The sequence below is a fragment of the Capnocytophaga cynodegmi genome (assembly GCF_002302475.1).
GTDB classification, from domain to species: domain Bacteria; phylum Bacteroidota; class Bacteroidia; order Flavobacteriales; family Flavobacteriaceae; genus Capnocytophaga; species Capnocytophaga cynodegmi.
The window spans coordinates 1,344,737-1,361,909 of sequence record NZ_CP022378.1 but is presented as its reverse complement, the minus strand read 5'-3'; the positions used below and the strand labels follow the sequence as shown (position 1 = coordinate 1,361,909).

Here is a 17,173-nt window from a genome sequence, read left to right as displayed (position 1 = left end):
AAATCACTTCTTGACTTACATCAATGACGGAGAGTAAAAAACCACTTACCTTTGCCCCGAATTTAAAACTAAAGAAGATATGTCAACAGTAAAATGGTCATTAGATACCGCTCACAGTGAATTGAATTTCAAGGTAAAACACCTTATGATTTCTAATGTAAAAGGAAGTTTCAAAGATTTTTCAGTGGAAATTCTTGGCGAAGATTTCGCTACTTCAAAAGTAAATGCACAGGTAAAAACTACTTCTATTTTTACCAACAACGAAGACAGAGACAACCACTTGCGTAGTGCCGATTTCTTCGATGTAGAAAACTTCCCAGAAATGAAATTTGAAGGAACTTCTCTTACCAAAAAATCAAGTGACGAGTTCACTTTGGTAGGAAATCTTACCATAAAAGATGTTACTAAAGAAGTGACTTTGGCAGTAGATTTCGGAGGGGTGAGCAAAGACCCTTGGGGAAATGAAAAATTAGGTTTTTCTGTAAAAGGAAAAATCAACAGAAAAGACTTCGGACTTAACTGGAATGCCGCTTTGGAAACAGGAGGTGTTTTGGTAAGCGATGAAGTAAGAATCGAAGGAGAATTGCAATTTGCAAAACTAAACTAAAAATAAATAAAACTCAATCACTAACGAATGTCAGGGCTTTTACAATGATTGTAAAAGCTCTGATTTTTTGTTTCAACAGAAAATTTCTAACCAAATTTGTATTATCTTTACCTCCAAAATTGATAGGCAATGATGGTTAGTGAATATTTTTCAAAGTTGGTGGAACTCTCTATCGAAGAAAAAAACTTGATAGATAATAGTTTTGAATTAAAATCTTTTTCCAAAGGAGATTTTCCGTTGCGTTCGGGAGAGGTTTGTGAATCTGAGTTTTTTGTAAAAAAGGGATGTCTTAAAAATTATTATATCGACTTTCAAGGTAATGAAATTATCTTGTCGTTTGCCATAGAGCATTGGTGGATTGGTGATTTTGAAAGTTTCAATCGTCGTACCCCGAGTAAAATGTTTGTAGAGGCTTTGGAAGATAGCGAAGTGTACACCATTTCTTATAACAAAAAACAACAGCTCCTCAAAGATATTCCGCAATTAGAACGAGCTTATCGCATACTTTTAGAGCGACATCTGCAAAATTATCAGGAGCGAATTTATTCTGTATTGGCACTCTCCGCACAAGAACGCTACGAACGATTTTTAGAAAAATACGCCAAATTAGTACAATGCGTTCCGCAGTATTCCATCGCTTCCTTTTTGGGCGTAACTCCTGAAACGCTAAGCCGTATAAGAGCCAAACAAGCTAAGAAATAGAAAAATTCGTAGAAATAAGAACCACATAGAAACATAGAAAAAATTATGCCTCTATGTGGTTTAAAAATATAATTTCGTTATTGCCCTATGTCAATGGTTAGGAATGAAAAATACGTTAGTTTTGCATCATAGAACGATTAAAATCAAAAAAATATGTCAAACATCGGAATTATATTAGAAGAAAAAGCAGCAGATATCGGCAATTTTTTGGTAGGAAGATTACTTCCTTTTCGCGAAAAACGAGCAGTAGGACCTTTCGTGTTCATCGACCATATGGGACCTGCCGACCTGAAAGATTATCAAAATTTGGATGTGGCACCGCATCCGCATATTGGGCTTTCTACGCTCACTTATTTGTTCGAGGGGTCTATTTTTCACAGAGATAGCATCGGTTCGCAAATGGAAATTCAGCCTGGAGCGGTCAATTGGATGACGGCAGGAAAAGGCGTGGTGCATTCCGAAAGAACACCTGATTACCTAAGAAATACAGAGAAAAAACTACACGGACTCCAAATTTGGGTGGCTCTACCGAAACATTTGGAAGATTGCGATCCAAGTTTTCATCACATCGAAGCGGAAGAGCTTCCGCATTGGGAGGAAAATGGCGTACAGGTAAAACTGGTTGCTGGAGAGGCTTTTGGAAAAAAATCGCCCGTCCCTGTACATAGTCCGTTGTTTTTCATTGAACTGAAGGCCAAGGAGAAAACCAAACTCCACATCGGAGAAGACCTCTACGGAGAAGCGGCAATGTATGTACTGGAAGGCACGGTGAACATTGAGGGGAACGACTATGGTTCTAAACAATTGTTGGTGGCTAAAAATAGTAAGTTATGCGAGTTTGAGATGAGCGAAAATTCGGTGGTGTATATTTTCGGTGGAGAGCCTTTTCCTGAAGAACGATTTATGTTTTGGAATTTCGTGAGCTCCGACAAAGAAAAAATAGAAAAAGCTAAACAAAACTGGAAAGAACAAAACCACGAAGCCTTCCCAAAAGTCATTGACGATGAAGACGATTTCGTGCCACTGCCTACTTATCCGTTGAAAAGTAAGTAATTTTAACTAAAAGCCGTCCCGAAAGGGATGGTTTTTTAATTTTTGGTGCATTTTATATATTGAAGTGTTTTTGGTAAGAGAGTATATTTATTTTTGCAAAACCTATACACAAATCTATTATTTAGTAGCTAATGGTTTTAGAAGTTATGAAAGTTTGTCTATTTCAATTTATTAATAAAAAATATATTATAATATGGAGAGAAATCATTGGATTATACATCAGGATTTATACATTCGTAAATAGTACTCCAATTATCGACCAACAAAGGATTGATAAAATGGAAAAAGTAATTGAGCCGAATGAGGTAAAAATCTTTGGGTATTGAACATAATTTGATAATTCACATCCATTTTTCTTAAAACTTACACCCCTTTTTATATTCGTTAACAAACTTTTGAAATTTGTATATCACATTGCTAAAAAACTTTCTTGACCCATATCAATGAAAAATCTAACGAAAAGAAGTACCTTTACACCCTGAAAAATTCAATATTAAAACAATGAAAATAGTAGCATTTGCAGGAAGTACATCTTCTACTTCCATCAACAAAAAATTAGTAGAACACACCCTAACGCATTTCGGGGAAAGCGACATCAACTTGTTGGATTTAAACGACTACTCTATGCCGATTTACTCTTCCGATGAGGAGAAAAAAGGGACTCCGGAACAGGCACATAAATTTTTGCAGTGTATAGAAGAAGCTGATGCCATCGTTTGCTCGTTTGCAGAACACAACGGAAATTTTGCAACAGCTTTCAAAAATGTTTTCGATTGGGCTTCGCGTATCAATAAGAGCGTTTTCCAAGATAAACCGATGCTAATTATGGCAACTTCACCAGGCGGATACGGCGGTAAAAATGTTTTAGATGTAGCTCAAAAAACGCTTCCTCACTACGGCGGAAATATCAAAGGGGTATTCTCTTTGCCGAAGTTCGGACAGAATTTCGATGCCAATGAAGGAATTACAAATCCTGAATTGAAACAAGAGCATATCAACACGATAGAAAACTTTAAACAACAAATCGCACAGTAGTGAAACCCGAATTAGAACATTTACCATTGGTGAAAAACGATGAAAAAAATCGTTTTGAACTCGAAAACAACGGTCATCTTGCCTTTATCGATTTCGAGGAAAGAGATAGTTTCATTGCCCTGACACACACCGAAGCGGCAGCGGAATTGGCAGGAACGGGAACAGCCGCAGCATTGGTAGAAAAAACGCTACACTACATCGAAGAAAGCGGAAAACAACTGATGCCGTATTGTCCGTATGTGTTTGCATTCATCAAAAAACATCCCGAATGGAAACGCATCGTAAGTCCGAAATTCCCCGCTTACGATAAATTGTAGGCAAGGAAAACAATAAAAATAGTTAAAATAACTAGCTTATTGCTTACGGCATATATAAAGCTTAAAAAAATGAAAGCAAGTGTAAAAGCAACATTAGGAAAAGCCAATTTCTATACGGAAATTGTAGCAGGTGAAAATAAGATAATTACCGACGAACCTGTGAGTTTGGGCGGGGAAAACAAGGGTTTTAACCCGCTGGAAGTATTGGCGAGTTCATTGGCAAGTTGCACCGCTGCCACTTTGAAAATATTTATGGATCGCAAGGAATGGGAAGTGGAAAGCATTGAAATAGATGTAGATATAGAAAACAATGTCACCGAACGCCAAGCGATATTTACCCGAAAAATACATTTCAACGGCAATCTGGACGAAAAACAAATCGAAAGACTGCACAAAGTAGCGGAATCTTGCCCAATACACAAGCTACTTACCAATCAGATAGAAATACAAACCAAAATCGTATAAGTTTGGGGTTTCATAAAGTTTATAAATTTAAAAGTCGGTCAAAAACCGACTTTTTTGTTTTTGGAAATATTTTTTAGTTCGCCCTTTTTTATGGGGATTGGTAAATGGAAGATATTTTTAATAAATCTACCCTTCCTTAATAGTAAAATCGGTTTATGTTGATTTAACATCTCTTTTCAAAGAACTCATCTTGACTTTTTATTTTACTCAACTTTCACTATTTCAAAGCACTTTGTCAAAGTCTAAAAACCTTAATAGAGTATCAGAAAAATAATGAAACTTATTGAGCTAAACATTTCTCATAGCTCTATTTATAGATTTTTAATAAAAAGGTTTTATACTTAGTTTTCTTTACTTGTTAAGGGGTATTGTTATCAAATAAGTCGAGATAGCTTCAAATGCATAAAACAATGAATGCAATGTGAAAGGTTGGTGTAGCCATTATAAAACTTCTATTTCATCTAATTGATTTGAATTTGGTAAATAGACGAATGACTGTGGTGGAAATATGTCATATTCTTCTCTTAAATTTTTGGGAACACTATATTTTTTAGCTTTTTTTATTTTGATTGCGTGTCCAATTTCTTTTTTTGAAAAATATTCATAGAAAAACTCTTCCGAAATACCTGAATAATCTTGTGTTTCAATCCAAAGAGCATCAATTTCTTTACTAATTATTTTTTCTATTTCAAATTCCCCTATTACTTTTTGAACGGGAGACGATGCGTAAACAATAACTGTTCTGACATTTTTATTTTTAAATATCGTTTTGCGAAACTCAAATTTTTTAGTCCCTTCAAATATTTTTTTTGCAAATTCTGGTTTAATCGATAATAAAACTTTCATCACTCTTTGTTGCTAATAATATATCATTAAACTGTTCTTTAGTTATTGGTTTAAATCCTCTTGGAGAATCATTTACTCCTTTTAATACTTTTAAATCTATCAATTCCTTCATATTAATTCTATGAGGAAAAGAATAGATATATAAAAACCTAACCACAAAAGGCTTTTCTTCTTTATATTTCCACATTTCTCTAAGTTTATCTTCTGGAAATATACTACTCTTTCGACAATATAATACGAAATCATCTTCATCTGTAAAGTTATATTTCACTTCCTGAACCACTCCGATTGTAGATATAACACTTTTATAATATCCACCTGTTCTGTAAAAAATCAACAAATCTCCTCGTTTTGGATGTGGTTCAAAAGCTCGTGAAACATAAACTTTATTAATTCCATTTCTATGGGGAAAATCTTCAATAAATTCTTCAGGAGACTCATTATTTAAAATTGAGTCTGGTAATAATTCAGTGTGATAATCAGGATATATAGGAACTATAAATTTATCATTTTCTCTAGATACAAAAGGGTAACATTTTCTATAATCGTTAGAATTTATAATTTTACTAAAATTTCTAACATATACTAGTTCTTCATCCTTCTTACCCCATAAAACGAATCCCCATTGTTCCAATAAATCAATCAGACGACGTTGTTCGTCTCTTTTGTCAAAAATGGTAACATAAATTTCATCAACTTTATTTTTTAGGGCATTATCAAAAATAATTTTCATAAATCTTTCTCCTAACCTAAAGCCGTTATTGATTACTTTAAATGTACCTACCTTTAGGCGTTTTTTAGGTTCAAACAATGGTTGAATATCAGAATAATTTTCATCTTTATCCTCTATTTTTAAATATAAAAAAGATAATAACAAACCATTATTAGAATTAATTGTGATGTAAGCTTCTTCATCATACTTTCTAATAAACCATTTGTCAAATCCGATATAATCTTCCTTTAAACTTGCAAAAAAGTCATCTTCTAAATTTATTCTTCCAAATTTTAATTTTTGAACATTTAGGACTTTGTAATTTACTAAATCTGGATGTTCTGCAAAGATTTTCTCGAGAAAAGAATCAATGGAAAATACTTTATCACCAATACCCAATTTTTCTGCTTTCGTTCGTACCTTTTTGTCTTGAGTGATTAAAATATCTACTCTTCCAACGAAAACTTCGTTTAAAAGTTGAGTATCATTTTTGTCATTTCCATTAACATCTATTTCTTCTGATATGTCTAAAACCTCTTTTTGTAATGGAGAAGGAATATCAATTAATTCATAACTATCTAGCTTTACTTGAAAAGTTTCAACAGTTTCTCGATTTTTATACTTCTCGATTTCTGAAATTGTTAGTGAATGAACGCATTTGATATATTTTGCACGATCAAGCCAACGATATAGAATACCTATATCTTGATTAATCATTTTATTTGCTTCTCTATGAATAATAATATTAGTATCTAGCAATGCTTTCATAATTTTATTTTTTTAACATTATTTAAAACAAAAAGATAAGATCTACGAATCCAATATCTGATTACAGGGAAAACGAAATAAATAAATGTTGAGATTATTAATACTAGTGCTATTATTATTTCAATAGGTAACTCTAACAATATTTGCTTTGCTGATAATTCAGGTCTTAATTTTTCTCTATATGATGGTAAAAAAAGTAAAAAGCCACAAATTATATTAATCAATATCGCCAATGCAAATTGACCTAATCCAATCCTTTCATATGCATACATAGAGAAAAAAATATAAGATTCTAAATCTTGTTTTTTGTTAAACACAACAATCAAATCATCTTTTTTTACCCTGTTATCTCCTAAATATTTATTAAAAGATTCATATTCTAAAGTTCTTACACTCTTTAAAGACGAATTATCAAAAAATTCCAAATCAAATTTATTGGGTACGATATTAAAGGAAAAACAGGTTTTTATATTACATAATTGTCTATCCTCAAATTCTTTAAATATATTATCTGGTATATTTCTTCTTTCGTTTATTTTAATGTCATATATAATTCTTGTTTTGTTAATCCCTTTTTTTCGAGTAGATATATGTTGTATATTGGGTTCTACATAAAATCTAAAATAAATATTAGTCTTTTCAGATTGACTGTTATATGGTTTTAAATTTAATGTAGCGGTAATGATGTTATTGCCATTTATCTTAAGTTCGACTGGTAAAATACAAAGTTTATTTCTATCACTAAATTCGTGTACTACACCGATTTTATTTATACCCCCATCTAAATAAAATGTATTTGATATGGAATCGTTAAAAATAAAAAGACTATTTTCAGATTCTTTTAGTTTTTCATATAAATCTTTTCTTTTACAATTTTTATTTACCCAAGGAACATAGAAGAAAATATCTAAACTTTCTTTATCCTTTATTGAGTCTCTATCTATCTCAACTCCAAATTCAATCAACGAACTACTTTTAAACTCCCAAGTACAGATATGAAATCGTTCAACCTTAATTGGTTGTTCATATTTGCTTGTATATACCAAAAAAGCATTCTCCATTTATCTACCAATTTTTAAAATTGTCTCAACTTGTTTTATAAGACTAAAATATTCAGTATTGCTATAAATGTAAAGCGGTACATTTAAGTTATCAGCTAAGTACTCAACATAAGCAATTTCCTTATCTTGTAACTCTTGCAAAAGATCAAAATCATACAATTTATTGTCTCTTATCTCCAACCTATTTTTCACCTTTTCAATTTCTGCTAAAATAATGATGAATGCTATAGGTTTAATTTTTTCAAAAGTTTCAAATGGAATTTTTATAACCTCATTTTCTTTGTTTAATAAACAAAAATGACCATCTAAAACATATGTTTTGTTTTCTTGAACTACATTTCTCAAACCAACAATAAGCCTATCCTGTGTTAATGATAAATCTTCAACCTTTTTATTATTCGTATCTTCATTCAATTCACTCCATTTTATCAACTTACTGGCGGATAGATACTCTATATTTAGTTCAGCACAAATTCTGCGACAAATTGTACTCTTACCCACACCGTGAATACCTCCCACAAATATAATATTTGAACAATCCATAATAATTTAGATTATTATCATCTCTTGTTTATTAATTGATGGACTCTAGCTCTTTACACCCTCCCTTTAAAATTATAGCTTCACTGTGATTATCTCTAACTTTTTATAATTTCAGTAATAAATAGTAAATTCAGCTTTATTTTCAATCGTTCCGTACACTAACAAAAAATGTTATTCTTCCAAGTAAATTAGAACTTAATTCAGTAATCCAAGGCTGTCATTATCTTCAATGGCGTCACTGGTCAGCAATTTTCTCTATTATGTAATTTATTCTTTTGCTCATTTATTTACATTATCTACTAAACTAATTAGTAGAATCTTATTTTTAAGTTGTACCTAATTTATAATCTTTACAACTACTCAAAAAGATAAAAAAATCAATATTTTCCAGCAAAAGTACAATAAATGAATGAATTATTATTACCGGAGACAACCAAAAAAATCTTGTTTAGATAAATATTACTTACTTTGATTAAAAATCAAATGATTAAGTTAATACAATAGTATAATCCTTACATATTTCCATATGATTCCATTTTTTTATATGCTCAATTTTTTACCCCCTTGCATATAATCAATAAAACTTCTACATTTGCCTTGTTTATACAGATTTTGTTCTTTTAGAGCGAATAAGTAATTAATTATATTTCAGTATATTAAAATACAGAAAAGATAAGTTATTTCAGAAGATATTCTTTCTTGATTTATATCAATGTTTGGAGGTGGATGTCCGTAGTATCTTTGCATCATCAATAACGAAGTATTAAAAAAATTAAATCGATGCGAAAAATTTTATTCTTTTTAGGTGTAGCTCTTTTGAGCAGTTACAGTTTCGGACAAAAAACAAAATCAAACAATAAAAACAACAAACAAATGAAAGCAGTTTATCATAAAGCAGACAGCAGAGGACACGCAAACCACGGATGGTTAAATAGTTACCACACTTTTAGCTTTGCAGAATATTACAACCCACAGAGAATGAACTTTGGTGTTCTTCGTGTATTAAATGACGATACCGTAAAAGGTGGAATGGGCTTCGGAACACACCCACACCGCGATATGGAAATCATCAGTATTCCTTTGGAGGGCGACCTAAAACACGGCGATAGTATGGGCAACGAAGGTCTCATCCGTAAAGGAGAAATCCAAGTGATGAGTGCCGGAACGGGAATTATGCACAGCGAAATGAACGGCAACCAAGGAGAAACCGTGAAATTCTTGCAAATTTGGGTTCTACCTCGCCAAAGAGGAGTTAAACCTCGTTACGATCAAATCAATATCGAAAAAGATAAGAAAATCAACGATTTCCAACAAATTTTATCGCCTAACCCTGATGACGCAGGTGTATGGATTCACCAAGATGCGTGGTTCAATATGGCGAACTTTACCGCTGGAAACTCAAAAACATACAAGCTAAACAAAGAAGGTAATGGAGTGTATGTATTCGTTATCAAAGGGAAAGCAAAAATAGGCGACCAAGTATTAGACCAAAGAGACGGTTACGGAATTTATGATACTTCGGAATTTAACTTACAAGCTCTTGAAGATTCACAAGTTCTGTTGATGGAAGTGCCAATGCAATTGCCATAAAAAAATTAAAGTACAATGAACATATTTCAAAACAAAGATTTAGGACTTTTAATTCTTCGTCTGTCCGTAGGATTGCTAATGATTCCACACGGAATCCATAAATTACTGAACTCAGGAGCGTTGGGGTACATTCAGTCGCTTTTGGAAGCCAAAGGATTACCAACGTTTATCAGCTATGGTGTTTTTGTGGGAGAAATTATTGCACCGCTACTCATCGTAATTGGTTTCCGTACGCGTATCTCGGCATTGGTATTGGCAGCCACAGGTTTGATGATTCTATTCTTAGGGTACGACAACCTTTTTGCCCTCACGCAGCATGGCGGTTGGGTAGCAGAACTTGCAGGATTGTTCCTCTTCGGAGCCTTGGCATTAGCCTTTACGGGCGGTGGGAAATACGCTCTATCCACGAATAATCAGTGGGATTAAAAATAAATAAAATCAGAATTATAAACGCTCCACAAGGAGCGTTTTTTTGTATGAAAAATCATCAATGTGTTTATTTAGAAGAAAATCTTTCCCTCTTATTACCTTAACGTTATGATTAATACGAAACAACAAATTATAAATGAAGTAATTTTACAAAAAGAGATACTATAAATCGCATTTTTATATTAAATTTGCATTCAAAATTTGAAAAAATAGTTCTACACAAATGCAAATTTTTACAGAAAATTATAAAGTACGAAGCACACAAATCAATTTGAACAATCAATTAGGATTGTATGGTGTTTTAGGAATGTTACAAGATATTGCTGCTGAGCACGCTTCTCATTTAGGTTTCGGATATAAAGATTTAGTGAAAAAAGGCTTCTTTTGGGCTTTAATTCAACAGAAATTAAAAATGTTTTATTATCCTAAATGGAATGAACAAGTTACCATCAAAACGTGGTCATTACCTGTACAAGGTGTGTATGCTTTTCGTGAATTCGAACTTTTTTCTAATGACAGAAAAATAGGAGAATGTGCAAGTACTTGGATAACACTTGATATAAAATCGAGAAAACCAATTGATATTTCCGAAACTCAGCATATTTTTATGCCTCGAACCGATGGAGGACTTGGTTTTAAAACAGAACGAATAACGTTGCCTGAATCAATGACTTTGTCAAATAAATTCAAAGTAAAAGTTAGCGATTTAGATGTGAACTCACACGTGAATAACGTTAAGTACACCCAATGGGCTTTGGATATGGTTTCGTTGGAGAATAATAAGAATTACATCATTAAAGAATATGATATTAATTTCTTATCTGAAACTTTTTTTGATGATGAAATGGAAGGCTATGTAAGTGAACATAAATTAGTCGACCCAAATTCAGAAGATGTAGAATCTTATTTTTACGCACAAAAAGTAGGAGGAAGCAAACCTGCCTTTATTTCAAGAAGTATTGCAGGAAAAATTTAAGCAATACATTTTTATAGCAAATAAAATTAATTACTTTACAAATCGTAAGTAATTGTAAATGAATTTTTAATAACCATAAAATTTGATTCTGTTTTTTTAGAATCAAATTTTTTTTACGCAATAAAACTAAAAAAATAGTTGTAACTAAAAAAATAGTTTGTATATTTGCCGTATAAAAATAATAAGTTAATGTCTCAATCTATAAAAACGCTTACTAAAGCTGAAGAAGAAATTATGCAAGTATTGTGGCAATTGGGTAAAGGTACAGTCAATGATGTCATTGCACAACTTAATGACCCCAAACCTGCCTACAACACAGTATCAACAGTGGTTCGGATATTGGAAAATAAAGGATTTGTCAGTCACGAGCCACAAGGTAGAGGATTTATCTATTTTCCAATAGTATCGAAGGAAATTTACAGTCACAAATCACTTAAAGACTTGGCTGAAAATTATTTTAAAGGTTCTTTTAAATCAATGCTTTCTTTCTTTGTTGAAAAAAAGGACATCGACTTAAAAGATGTAGAAGACCTATTACAAAAACTTAAAAAGGAAAAGTGATGGAAAACTTTTTAATATATTCAGTTAAAACGATGTTCGTACAGCTTTTGTTTTTATTGCTTTACGAAGCGTTTTTCAAAAACGAGCCTTATTTTAGGATAAATCGCTTTTTCCTGCTATCGGGAATTGCACTTTCATTAACATTGCCTTTTTTCCCGATTTCTTTGGCAAACGATAATATTACAGCGGCTATCCGTTTGGAAGAATTTGTCGCCTATGCCAATACAAATTCAGAAAATATGGTTATAGCTTCCAACACGAATGCTATCAATTGGTATGAAATGATTTACGGTATCGGGGCAGTATGCTTCGGATTGCTTTTCATCATAAAAATAATACGGTTGAACCACCTATTGAACCGTTCACAACGGGTGGTTCTGAACGGAACTCGTATTTTCCTATTAGAGGATTTGACCCAAGCCTTTACATTTATGAATAACATTTATGTAGGCAAAGAACAAGCGGAAGAAACTTGTGTTATTGAACACGAAAAAGTGCATCAAAAGCAGTGGCACTCGCTTGATTTGTTGTTTTTGGAACTGATGAAGATTGTTTTTTGGTTTAATCCGTTGTTGTATTTCTATTAGAAACGATTGGTAGAAGCACACGAATTTGAAGCCGATAGGCAAACCTACCCTAAGTTTCAAAACTATTATTATCAAACACTTATCAACCAAGCTTTGGGAACGAAGATTGATTTACTTACCAGTTATTGGTCTGCTCCCAAACTTATCAAACGAAGACTAAGTATGTTACAACAAAAACAAAAATCGACAAAAGGAATGTCAAAATACTTGTTGGCAATCCCTGCATTGGCAGTTTCAGTGCTGATGCTTTCGGCAGGTAATGCCCCACAAAATAATCTATCGGAAAGCCTTCCAAAAATTTCAGTAGCTGAAGCTCATCTTACAAATAATCAAGTCGTGAATGACACTATTCCTTTTATGAAAGTGGATAAAACACCTCGTTTCCAAAAATGTAAAAATGTTTCTGAAAGTGAAAGTTTTGAATGCTTCAAAAAAGAATTAGATGCACACATAGCACGTAATTTCAAATATCCGAAAGAGGCAGCTGAAAAATCCCTACAAGGTAGAGTAAATATCCTTTTTAGTATTGGAACAGACGGAAAAGTTTCTATAAAATCAATGAAGGGTGGTGAAAAAGTGCTTCAAGAGGAAGCAAAACGCCTCATAGAAACATTACCTCAGCTTATTCCTGGACAACACCAAGGTAAGAATGTTGCAGTAACATTCGTCTACCCGATAAATTTTAAATTAACACCGTAAAATTCTAACAAAGCTTGAGAAATTAATATTTTTCGAGCTTTGTTTTTTCATTGGAAACCGTCAATTTTTTCATTACCTTTGTGCGAATTGTTTTTTCAACTAAAATTATGATACAACACATTAACAAAGTAAGTTTGATTGTAGGATTGGTATTTTCCAATTTTATTTTCGCTCAACAGCAGCCTCTCCTTGGCTATGCTTATGGCGACCAACAAGCTCCCACAGGCAAGGAATGGGAATCGGTGGAGGAACTTTCACTTAACAAAGAGCAGCCCAAAGCCTATTTTTTCTCGTTTGCTGATAAACAGTCGGCACGAAAAGTATTGCCCAAAAATTCCAAATATTGGCAATCGCTCAACGGAAATTGGAAATTTTATTGGGTAAAAACACCTGATGAACGTCCGAAAGATTTCTTCAAACCGAGTTATGACGTAACTGCGTGGGAGGAAATTCCTGTGCCTTCCAATTGGAATATTTACGGCATTCAAAAAGATGGAACCCTAAAATATGGCGTACCAATTTACGTCAATCAGCCTGTGATTTTCTACCACGAACGTAAAGTGGACGATTGGCGAAAAGGCGTAATGCGAACTCCACCAACGAATTGGACAACTTATGAATACCGCAACGAAGTAGGCTCGTACCGACGCGAATTTACCATTCCGCAGGATTGGAAAAATCGTGAAGTTTTTATCAATTTCGATGGTGTGGATTCCTTTTTCTATCTGTGGATAAACGGAAAATACGTTGGTTTTTCGAAAAATTCACGCAATTTGGCTTCGTTCAACATTACCAAATATCTGCAAAAAGGCAAAAACACGGTTGCGGTGGAAGTGTACCGAAATTCCGATGGTTCGTTCCTTGAAGCTCAAGATATGTTCCGTTTGGCGGGAATTTTCCGTACGGTGGCTTTAACTTCCGTTCCAAAAGTACAAATCCGTGATTTGCAAGTAATTCCTGATTTAGATAAAAACTACCTGAACGGAGAATTGAACATTTCGGCAGAAATCCGCAATTTGGACAAAAAACAAGCCAAAGGCTACAAAATAGAATATTCATTATACGAAAACAAACTCTATTCTGATGAAAATAAAGAAGTTGGAAAACCGATTTTTTCTGCTTCATTTGATATTTCTTCTCAAAAATCATCAGTCATTAAAACGAAATTTCCGTTAGAAAATCTGAAAAAATGGTCGAGTGAATTTCCGCATCGTTACGTTTTGGTGGCTCAGCTTAAAGATGCCAAAGGCAAAGTCGTAGAAACCATTTCAACTTATACAGGTTTCCGAAAAGTAGAAATCAAAGACACCAAAGCCGAAGATGACGAATTTGGCAAAGCGGGACGATATTTCTACGTAAACGGAAAAACGGTGAAATTCAAAGGAGTAAATCGTCACGAAACCAATCCGTCTGTAGGTCACGCCATTACACGCCAACAAATGGAAGACGAAGTAAAATTGATGATGAAAGCGAACATCAATCACGTGCGAAACTCACATTACCCTGACGACCCATATTGGTACTACTTGTGCGACAAATATGGCATTTATTTGGAAGATGAAGCGAATATCGAATCGCATCAGTATTACTACGGAAAAGAATCGCTTTCACACCCCAAAGAATGGGAAAAAGCGCACGTTGCTCGGGTGTTGGAAATGGCTCACGCTACGGTAAATAGTCCTTCGATTGTCATTTGGTCGCTCGGAAATGAAGCAGGACCGGGCGAAAACTTCGTTACGGCTTACAACGCTCTGAAAAAATTTGATGCTTCGCGACCCGTTCAGTATGAGCGAAATAACGATATTGTTGATATGGGTTCAGACCAATATCCTGCCGTTAGTAAAGTTAAGTTAAGAGCAGAAGGAAAAACTAATGAAAAATTTCCGTTCCACATTTCGGAATACGCTCACTCAATGGGTAACGCCGTTGGAAATTTGGTAGATTATTGGGAAGCTATTGAGTCGAGCAATTTCATTTGCGGTGGTGCAATTTGGGATTGGATTGACCAAGCGATGTACAATTACACCAAAGACGGCAAACGCTATTTTGCTTATGGAGGTGATTTTGGCGACTATCCTAATGATGGTCAGTTTGTTATGAACGGAATTATTTTCGCGGATATGACGCCCAAACCCCAATATTACGAAGTGAAAAAAGTGTATCAATATGTTGGAGTTACAATTAAAGATTTACAAGAAGTTATTTCTCAACCTTTGGAATCGTTAGACGGAGGCAAAGTTAAAAACGGAAAAATCGTTGAAATCTTTAATAAAAATTATTTTAAAGATTTGTCTGATTATGAGGGAGAATATGCTATTTATGAAGACGGAAAAGAAATCCAAAGGAAAAAATTTAGTACAGATAAAATTGCCCCTCGAACACGAAAAGCATTGGTACTTGCCAATATAGCATCGAATTTAAAACCCACTTCGGAATATTTCTTAAAAATTCAATTCAAATTGAAAGAAGATAAACCTTGGGCAGAAAAAGGATATGTTCAAGCAGAAGAACAATTTTTGTTGAAATCAGCAACACAAAGACCTTCTATTTTGCAAATTGCCAAAGGCGAGAAAATTGAACTTTCTGATGAAGGAAATCTGAAAGTATTGAAAAACAGCAATTTTACGGCAAAATTCGATACCAAAACAGGAAGTATTTTTAGTCTGCAATACGGAAATGAAAGTATTATCACTGACGGCAACGGACCACAAATCAATGCACTACGGGCTTTCGTGAATAACGATAATTGGTTTTATGAAAAGTGGTTTGAAAAAGGGTTACATAATTTGAAACACAATGCCACTTCCAACAAAGTAGTTGAAAATAAAAATGGCTCAGTTTCCGTATATTTCACAGTGGTTTCACAAGCTCCGAATGCAGCAAAAATTCACGGAGGGACAAGTTCAGGAAAAAATAAAATAGAAGAATTAACCGATAGAAAATTTGGCGAAAAAGACTTCAAATTTATTACAAATCAGATATATACGATTTATCCTGACGGAAGTATAGAACTGCAATCGGCTATTACGTCTAACGATTTGTGGCTGACGTTACCACGCTTAGGATACGTGATGACTATTCCGCAGAAGTACGAAAACTTAACTTATTACGGACGTGGAAAGCACGATAACTATAACGACCGAAAAACGGGAGCTTTTATTGAGCAATTTTCAGGCAAAGTGAAAGACGAATTTGTACATTTCCCAAAACCACAAGATATGGGCAATCACGAAGAAGTACGTTGGATTTCGCTTACTGACAATCAAGGAAATGGAGCGATTTTCATTCCGAATGAGCCAATGTCGGCTTCTGCATTACAATACACAGCAAAAGATATGATTTTAGCAGGACATCCACACGAATTGCCTAAAGCTAAGGACACATATCTGAATTTAGACATTGCTGTAACAGGCTTAGGCGGAAACAGTTGCGGACAAGGAGCACCTCTTTCAAAAGATCGTGTTTTATCAGGAGGTTCGCATATCACGGGTTTTATGATTCGTCCTGTTCGTAGTGGAAATATCGAAGCAATGGTAAGCGTAAAGGTGTCAGGGGAAATTCCTATTTCCATTTCACGCGATTATTTTGGAAATGTGAGTATTAATTCAGCAGACGAGTTTGCTAAAATCGTTTATACCATTGACGGAAAAGGAAAACCTTCAAAATATAATCTACCCATTCCACTACGAAAAGGAGGAAAAGTAACCGCTTGGTTTGAAGGAAAACCAGACTCAAAAGTAGAAATGAATTTCAATCGTATAGAAAATATTCCTATCCGAGTAATTTCTGCAAGTAGTGAGGAATCAGGCGAAGGTGATGCTCAGAACTTAGTTGATGGTAATCCCAATACAATATGGCACACGATGTACTCAGTTACAGTGGCGAAATATCCGCATTGGGTGGACTTTGATATGAGCGAAATACGTACCATTAAAGGATTTACGTATTTGCCTTACGATAGTTGGAGTAGCAAAGTGAAAGAATACAGTTTTTCGGTAAGCACAGATGGCAAAAATTGGACTGAAATTCAAAAGGGAACATTTGATTCCAGTGCGGAACTCAAACGAGTACTTTTGGAAAAACCTGTCAAAGCCCGTTATATCCGATTTACGTCACTAACACAGCTTTACAATCAAGATTTTGCTTCAGGAGCAGAATTTTCAGTCTTAGAAGAGTAAAAATTTTCGAAAATACTAAATAAAAAACCTCAGAAAATTTCTGA

17 protein-coding genes are annotated in these 17,173 nt (G+C 33.9%); 13 read left to right on the top strand and 4 right to left on the bottom strand.

Features of this window, described 5'->3' with window-relative positions:
* Positions 1-79 precede the first annotated feature (79 nt).
* From CGC48_RS05995 to CGC48_RS05965, 6 genes are all read left to right on the top strand, one after another.
* The gene (locus tag CGC48_RS05995) at positions 80-607 is read left to right on the top strand and encodes a YceI family protein (protein ID WP_098028855.1); all 528 of its coding nucleotides are present in this window, start codon (positions 80-82) and stop codon (positions 605-607) included.
* A 129-nt stretch (positions 608-736) separates the two neighbouring features.
* Positions 737-1,309: a Crp/Fnr family transcriptional regulator gene (locus CGC48_RS05990; RefSeq protein WP_018278212.1), complete on the top strand. Its 573-nt coding sequence runs from the start codon at positions 737-739 to the stop codon at positions 1,307-1,309.
* Positions 1,310-1,462: 153 nt separating this feature from the next.
* Positions 1,463-2,362 carry a pirin family protein gene (locus CGC48_RS05985; RefSeq protein ID WP_034985589.1) on the top strand — a complete coding sequence of 300 codons (900 nt, stop codon included), beginning with the start codon at positions 1,463-1,465 and terminating at the stop codon, positions 2,360-2,362.
* Between the two features lie 501 nt (positions 2,363-2,863).
* On the top strand, positions 2,864-3,397 hold the full coding sequence (locus tag CGC48_RS05975; RefSeq protein ID WP_098028853.1) for an NADPH-dependent FMN reductase: 534 nt from the start codon (positions 2,864-2,866) through the stop codon (positions 3,395-3,397).
* Positions 3,397-3,714 (top strand): GNAT family N-acetyltransferase, encoded by a 318-nt coding sequence (locus tag CGC48_RS05970; protein ID WP_098028852.1) that lies wholly within the window; start codon positions 3,397-3,399, stop codon positions 3,712-3,714. Before CGC48_RS05975 ends, CGC48_RS05970 begins: the two co-directional genes overlap by 1 nt.
* A 69-nt stretch (positions 3,715-3,783) precedes the next feature.
* A complete protein-coding gene (locus tag CGC48_RS05965) occupies positions 3,784-4,179 on the top strand; it encodes an OsmC family protein (RefSeq protein ID WP_098028851.1) in 396 nt (131 codons plus the stop codon).
* Positions 4,180-4,620: 441 nt separating this feature from the next.
* Here the strand turns inward: CGC48_RS05965 and CGC48_RS05960 are convergent, their stop codons facing one another.
* From CGC48_RS05960 to CGC48_RS05945, 4 genes are read right to left on the bottom strand one after another with little or no spacing between them, the layout of a single operon-like run.
* Positions 4,621-5,025 carry an ASCH domain-containing protein gene (locus CGC48_RS05960; protein ID WP_098028850.1) on the bottom strand — a complete coding sequence of 135 codons (405 nt, stop codon included), beginning with the start codon at positions 5,023-5,025 and terminating at the stop codon, positions 4,621-4,623.
* A complete protein-coding gene (locus tag CGC48_RS05955; RefSeq protein ID WP_098028849.1) occupies positions 5,003-6,505 on the bottom strand; it encodes a hypothetical protein in 1,503 nt (500 codons plus the stop codon). The genes CGC48_RS05960 and CGC48_RS05955 overlap by 23 nt, the downstream gene beginning before the upstream one ends.
* Positions 6,502-7,566 (bottom strand): hypothetical protein, encoded by a 1,065-nt coding sequence (locus CGC48_RS05950; RefSeq protein WP_098028848.1) that lies wholly within the window; start codon positions 7,564-7,566, stop codon positions 6,502-6,504. Before CGC48_RS05950 ends, CGC48_RS05955 begins: the two co-directional genes overlap by 4 nt.
* A complete protein-coding gene (locus tag CGC48_RS05945) occupies positions 7,567-8,109 on the bottom strand; it encodes an ATP-binding protein (protein ID WP_098028847.1) in 543 nt (180 codons plus the stop codon).
* 873 nt (positions 8,110-8,982) lie between these two features.
* Between CGC48_RS05945 and CGC48_RS05940 the strand changes: the two genes are divergently transcribed.
* The 7 genes from CGC48_RS05940 (at position 8,983) to CGC48_RS05915 (ending at position 17,129) form a co-directional block, all read left to right on the top strand.
* On the top strand, positions 8,983-9,699 hold the full coding sequence (locus tag CGC48_RS05940; protein ID WP_198537163.1) for a pirin family protein: 717 nt from the start codon (positions 8,983-8,985) through the stop codon (positions 9,697-9,699).
* A 15-nt stretch (positions 9,700-9,714) separates the two neighbouring features.
* Positions 9,715-10,125 (top strand): DoxX family protein, encoded by a 411-nt coding sequence (locus CGC48_RS05935; protein WP_041991979.1) that lies wholly within the window; start codon positions 9,715-9,717, stop codon positions 10,123-10,125.
* A 226-nt stretch (positions 10,126-10,351) separates the two neighbouring features.
* Positions 10,352-11,104 (top strand): acyl-[acyl-carrier-protein] thioesterase, encoded by a 753-nt coding sequence (locus tag CGC48_RS05930; protein WP_098028845.1) that lies wholly within the window; start codon positions 10,352-10,354, stop codon positions 11,102-11,104.
* Positions 11,105-11,293: 189 nt separating this feature from the next.
* Positions 11,294-11,665 (top strand): BlaI/MecI/CopY family transcriptional regulator, encoded by a 372-nt coding sequence (locus CGC48_RS05925; protein WP_095917733.1) that lies wholly within the window; start codon positions 11,294-11,296, stop codon positions 11,663-11,665.
* On the top strand, positions 11,665-12,252 hold the full coding sequence (locus tag CGC48_RS11840) for a M48 family metalloprotease (RefSeq protein ID WP_232780455.1): 588 nt from the start codon (positions 11,665-11,667) through the stop codon (positions 12,250-12,252). Before CGC48_RS05925 ends, CGC48_RS11840 begins: the two co-directional genes overlap by 1 nt.
* Positions 12,253-12,258: 6 nt before the next feature.
* Positions 12,259-12,951 carry an energy transducer TonB gene (locus CGC48_RS11835; protein ID WP_232780454.1) on the top strand — a complete coding sequence of 231 codons (693 nt, stop codon included), beginning with the start codon at positions 12,259-12,261 and terminating at the stop codon, positions 12,949-12,951.
* Between the two features lie 107 nt (positions 12,952-13,058).
* A complete protein-coding gene (locus tag CGC48_RS05915; protein ID WP_098028844.1) occupies positions 13,059-17,129 on the top strand; it encodes a glycoside hydrolase family 2 TIM barrel-domain containing protein in 4,071 nt (1,356 codons plus the stop codon).
* Positions 17,130-17,173: the final 44 nt, after the last annotated feature.

Bases quoted from the DNA above. Each gene is read 5' to 3' on its own strand.
- CGC48_RS11840 (WP_232780455.1), top strand. From the start codon at position 11,665: ATGGAAAACTTTTTAATATATTCAGTTAAAACGATGTTCGTACAGCTT.
- CGC48_RS05955 (WP_098028849.1), bottom strand. From the start codon at position 6,505: ATGAAAGCATTGCTAGATACTAATATTATTATTCATAGAGAAGCAAAT.
- CGC48_RS05975 (WP_098028853.1), top strand. From the start codon at position 2,864: ATGAAAATAGTAGCATTTGCAGGAAGTACATCTTCTACTTCCATCAAC.
- CGC48_RS05940 (WP_198537163.1), top strand. From the start codon at position 8,983: ATGAAAGCAGTTTATCATAAAGCAGACAGCAGAGGACACGCAAACCAC.
- CGC48_RS05950 (WP_098028848.1), bottom strand. From the start codon at position 7,566: ATGGAGAATGCTTTTTTGGTATATACAAGCAAATATGAACAACCAATT.
- CGC48_RS05985 (WP_034985589.1), top strand. From the start codon at position 1,463: ATGTCAAACATCGGAATTATATTAGAAGAAAAAGCAGCAGATATCGGC.
- CGC48_RS05960 (WP_098028850.1), bottom strand. From the start codon at position 5,025: ATGAAAGTTTTATTATCGATTAAACCAGAATTTGCAAAAAAAATATTT.
- CGC48_RS05990 (WP_018278212.1), top strand. From the start codon at position 737: ATGATGGTTAGTGAATATTTTTCAAAGTTGGTGGAACTCTCTATCGAA.
- CGC48_RS05925 (WP_095917733.1), top strand. From the start codon at position 11,294: ATGTCTCAATCTATAAAAACGCTTACTAAAGCTGAAGAAGAAATTATG.
- CGC48_RS05965 (WP_098028851.1), top strand. From the start codon at position 3,784: ATGAAAGCAAGTGTAAAAGCAACATTAGGAAAAGCCAATTTCTATACG.
- CGC48_RS05995 (WP_098028855.1), top strand. From the start codon at position 80: ATGTCAACAGTAAAATGGTCATTAGATACCGCTCACAGTGAATTGAAT.
- CGC48_RS05930 (WP_098028845.1), top strand. From the start codon at position 10,352: ATGCAAATTTTTACAGAAAATTATAAAGTACGAAGCACACAAATCAAT.
- CGC48_RS05945 (WP_098028847.1), bottom strand. From the start codon at position 8,109: ATGGATTGTTCAAATATTATATTTGTGGGAGGTATTCACGGTGTGGGT.
- CGC48_RS05935 (WP_041991979.1), top strand. From the start codon at position 9,715: ATGAACATATTTCAAAACAAAGATTTAGGACTTTTAATTCTTCGTCTG.
- CGC48_RS05915 (WP_098028844.1), top strand. From the start codon at position 13,059: ATGATACAACACATTAACAAAGTAAGTTTGATTGTAGGATTGGTATTT.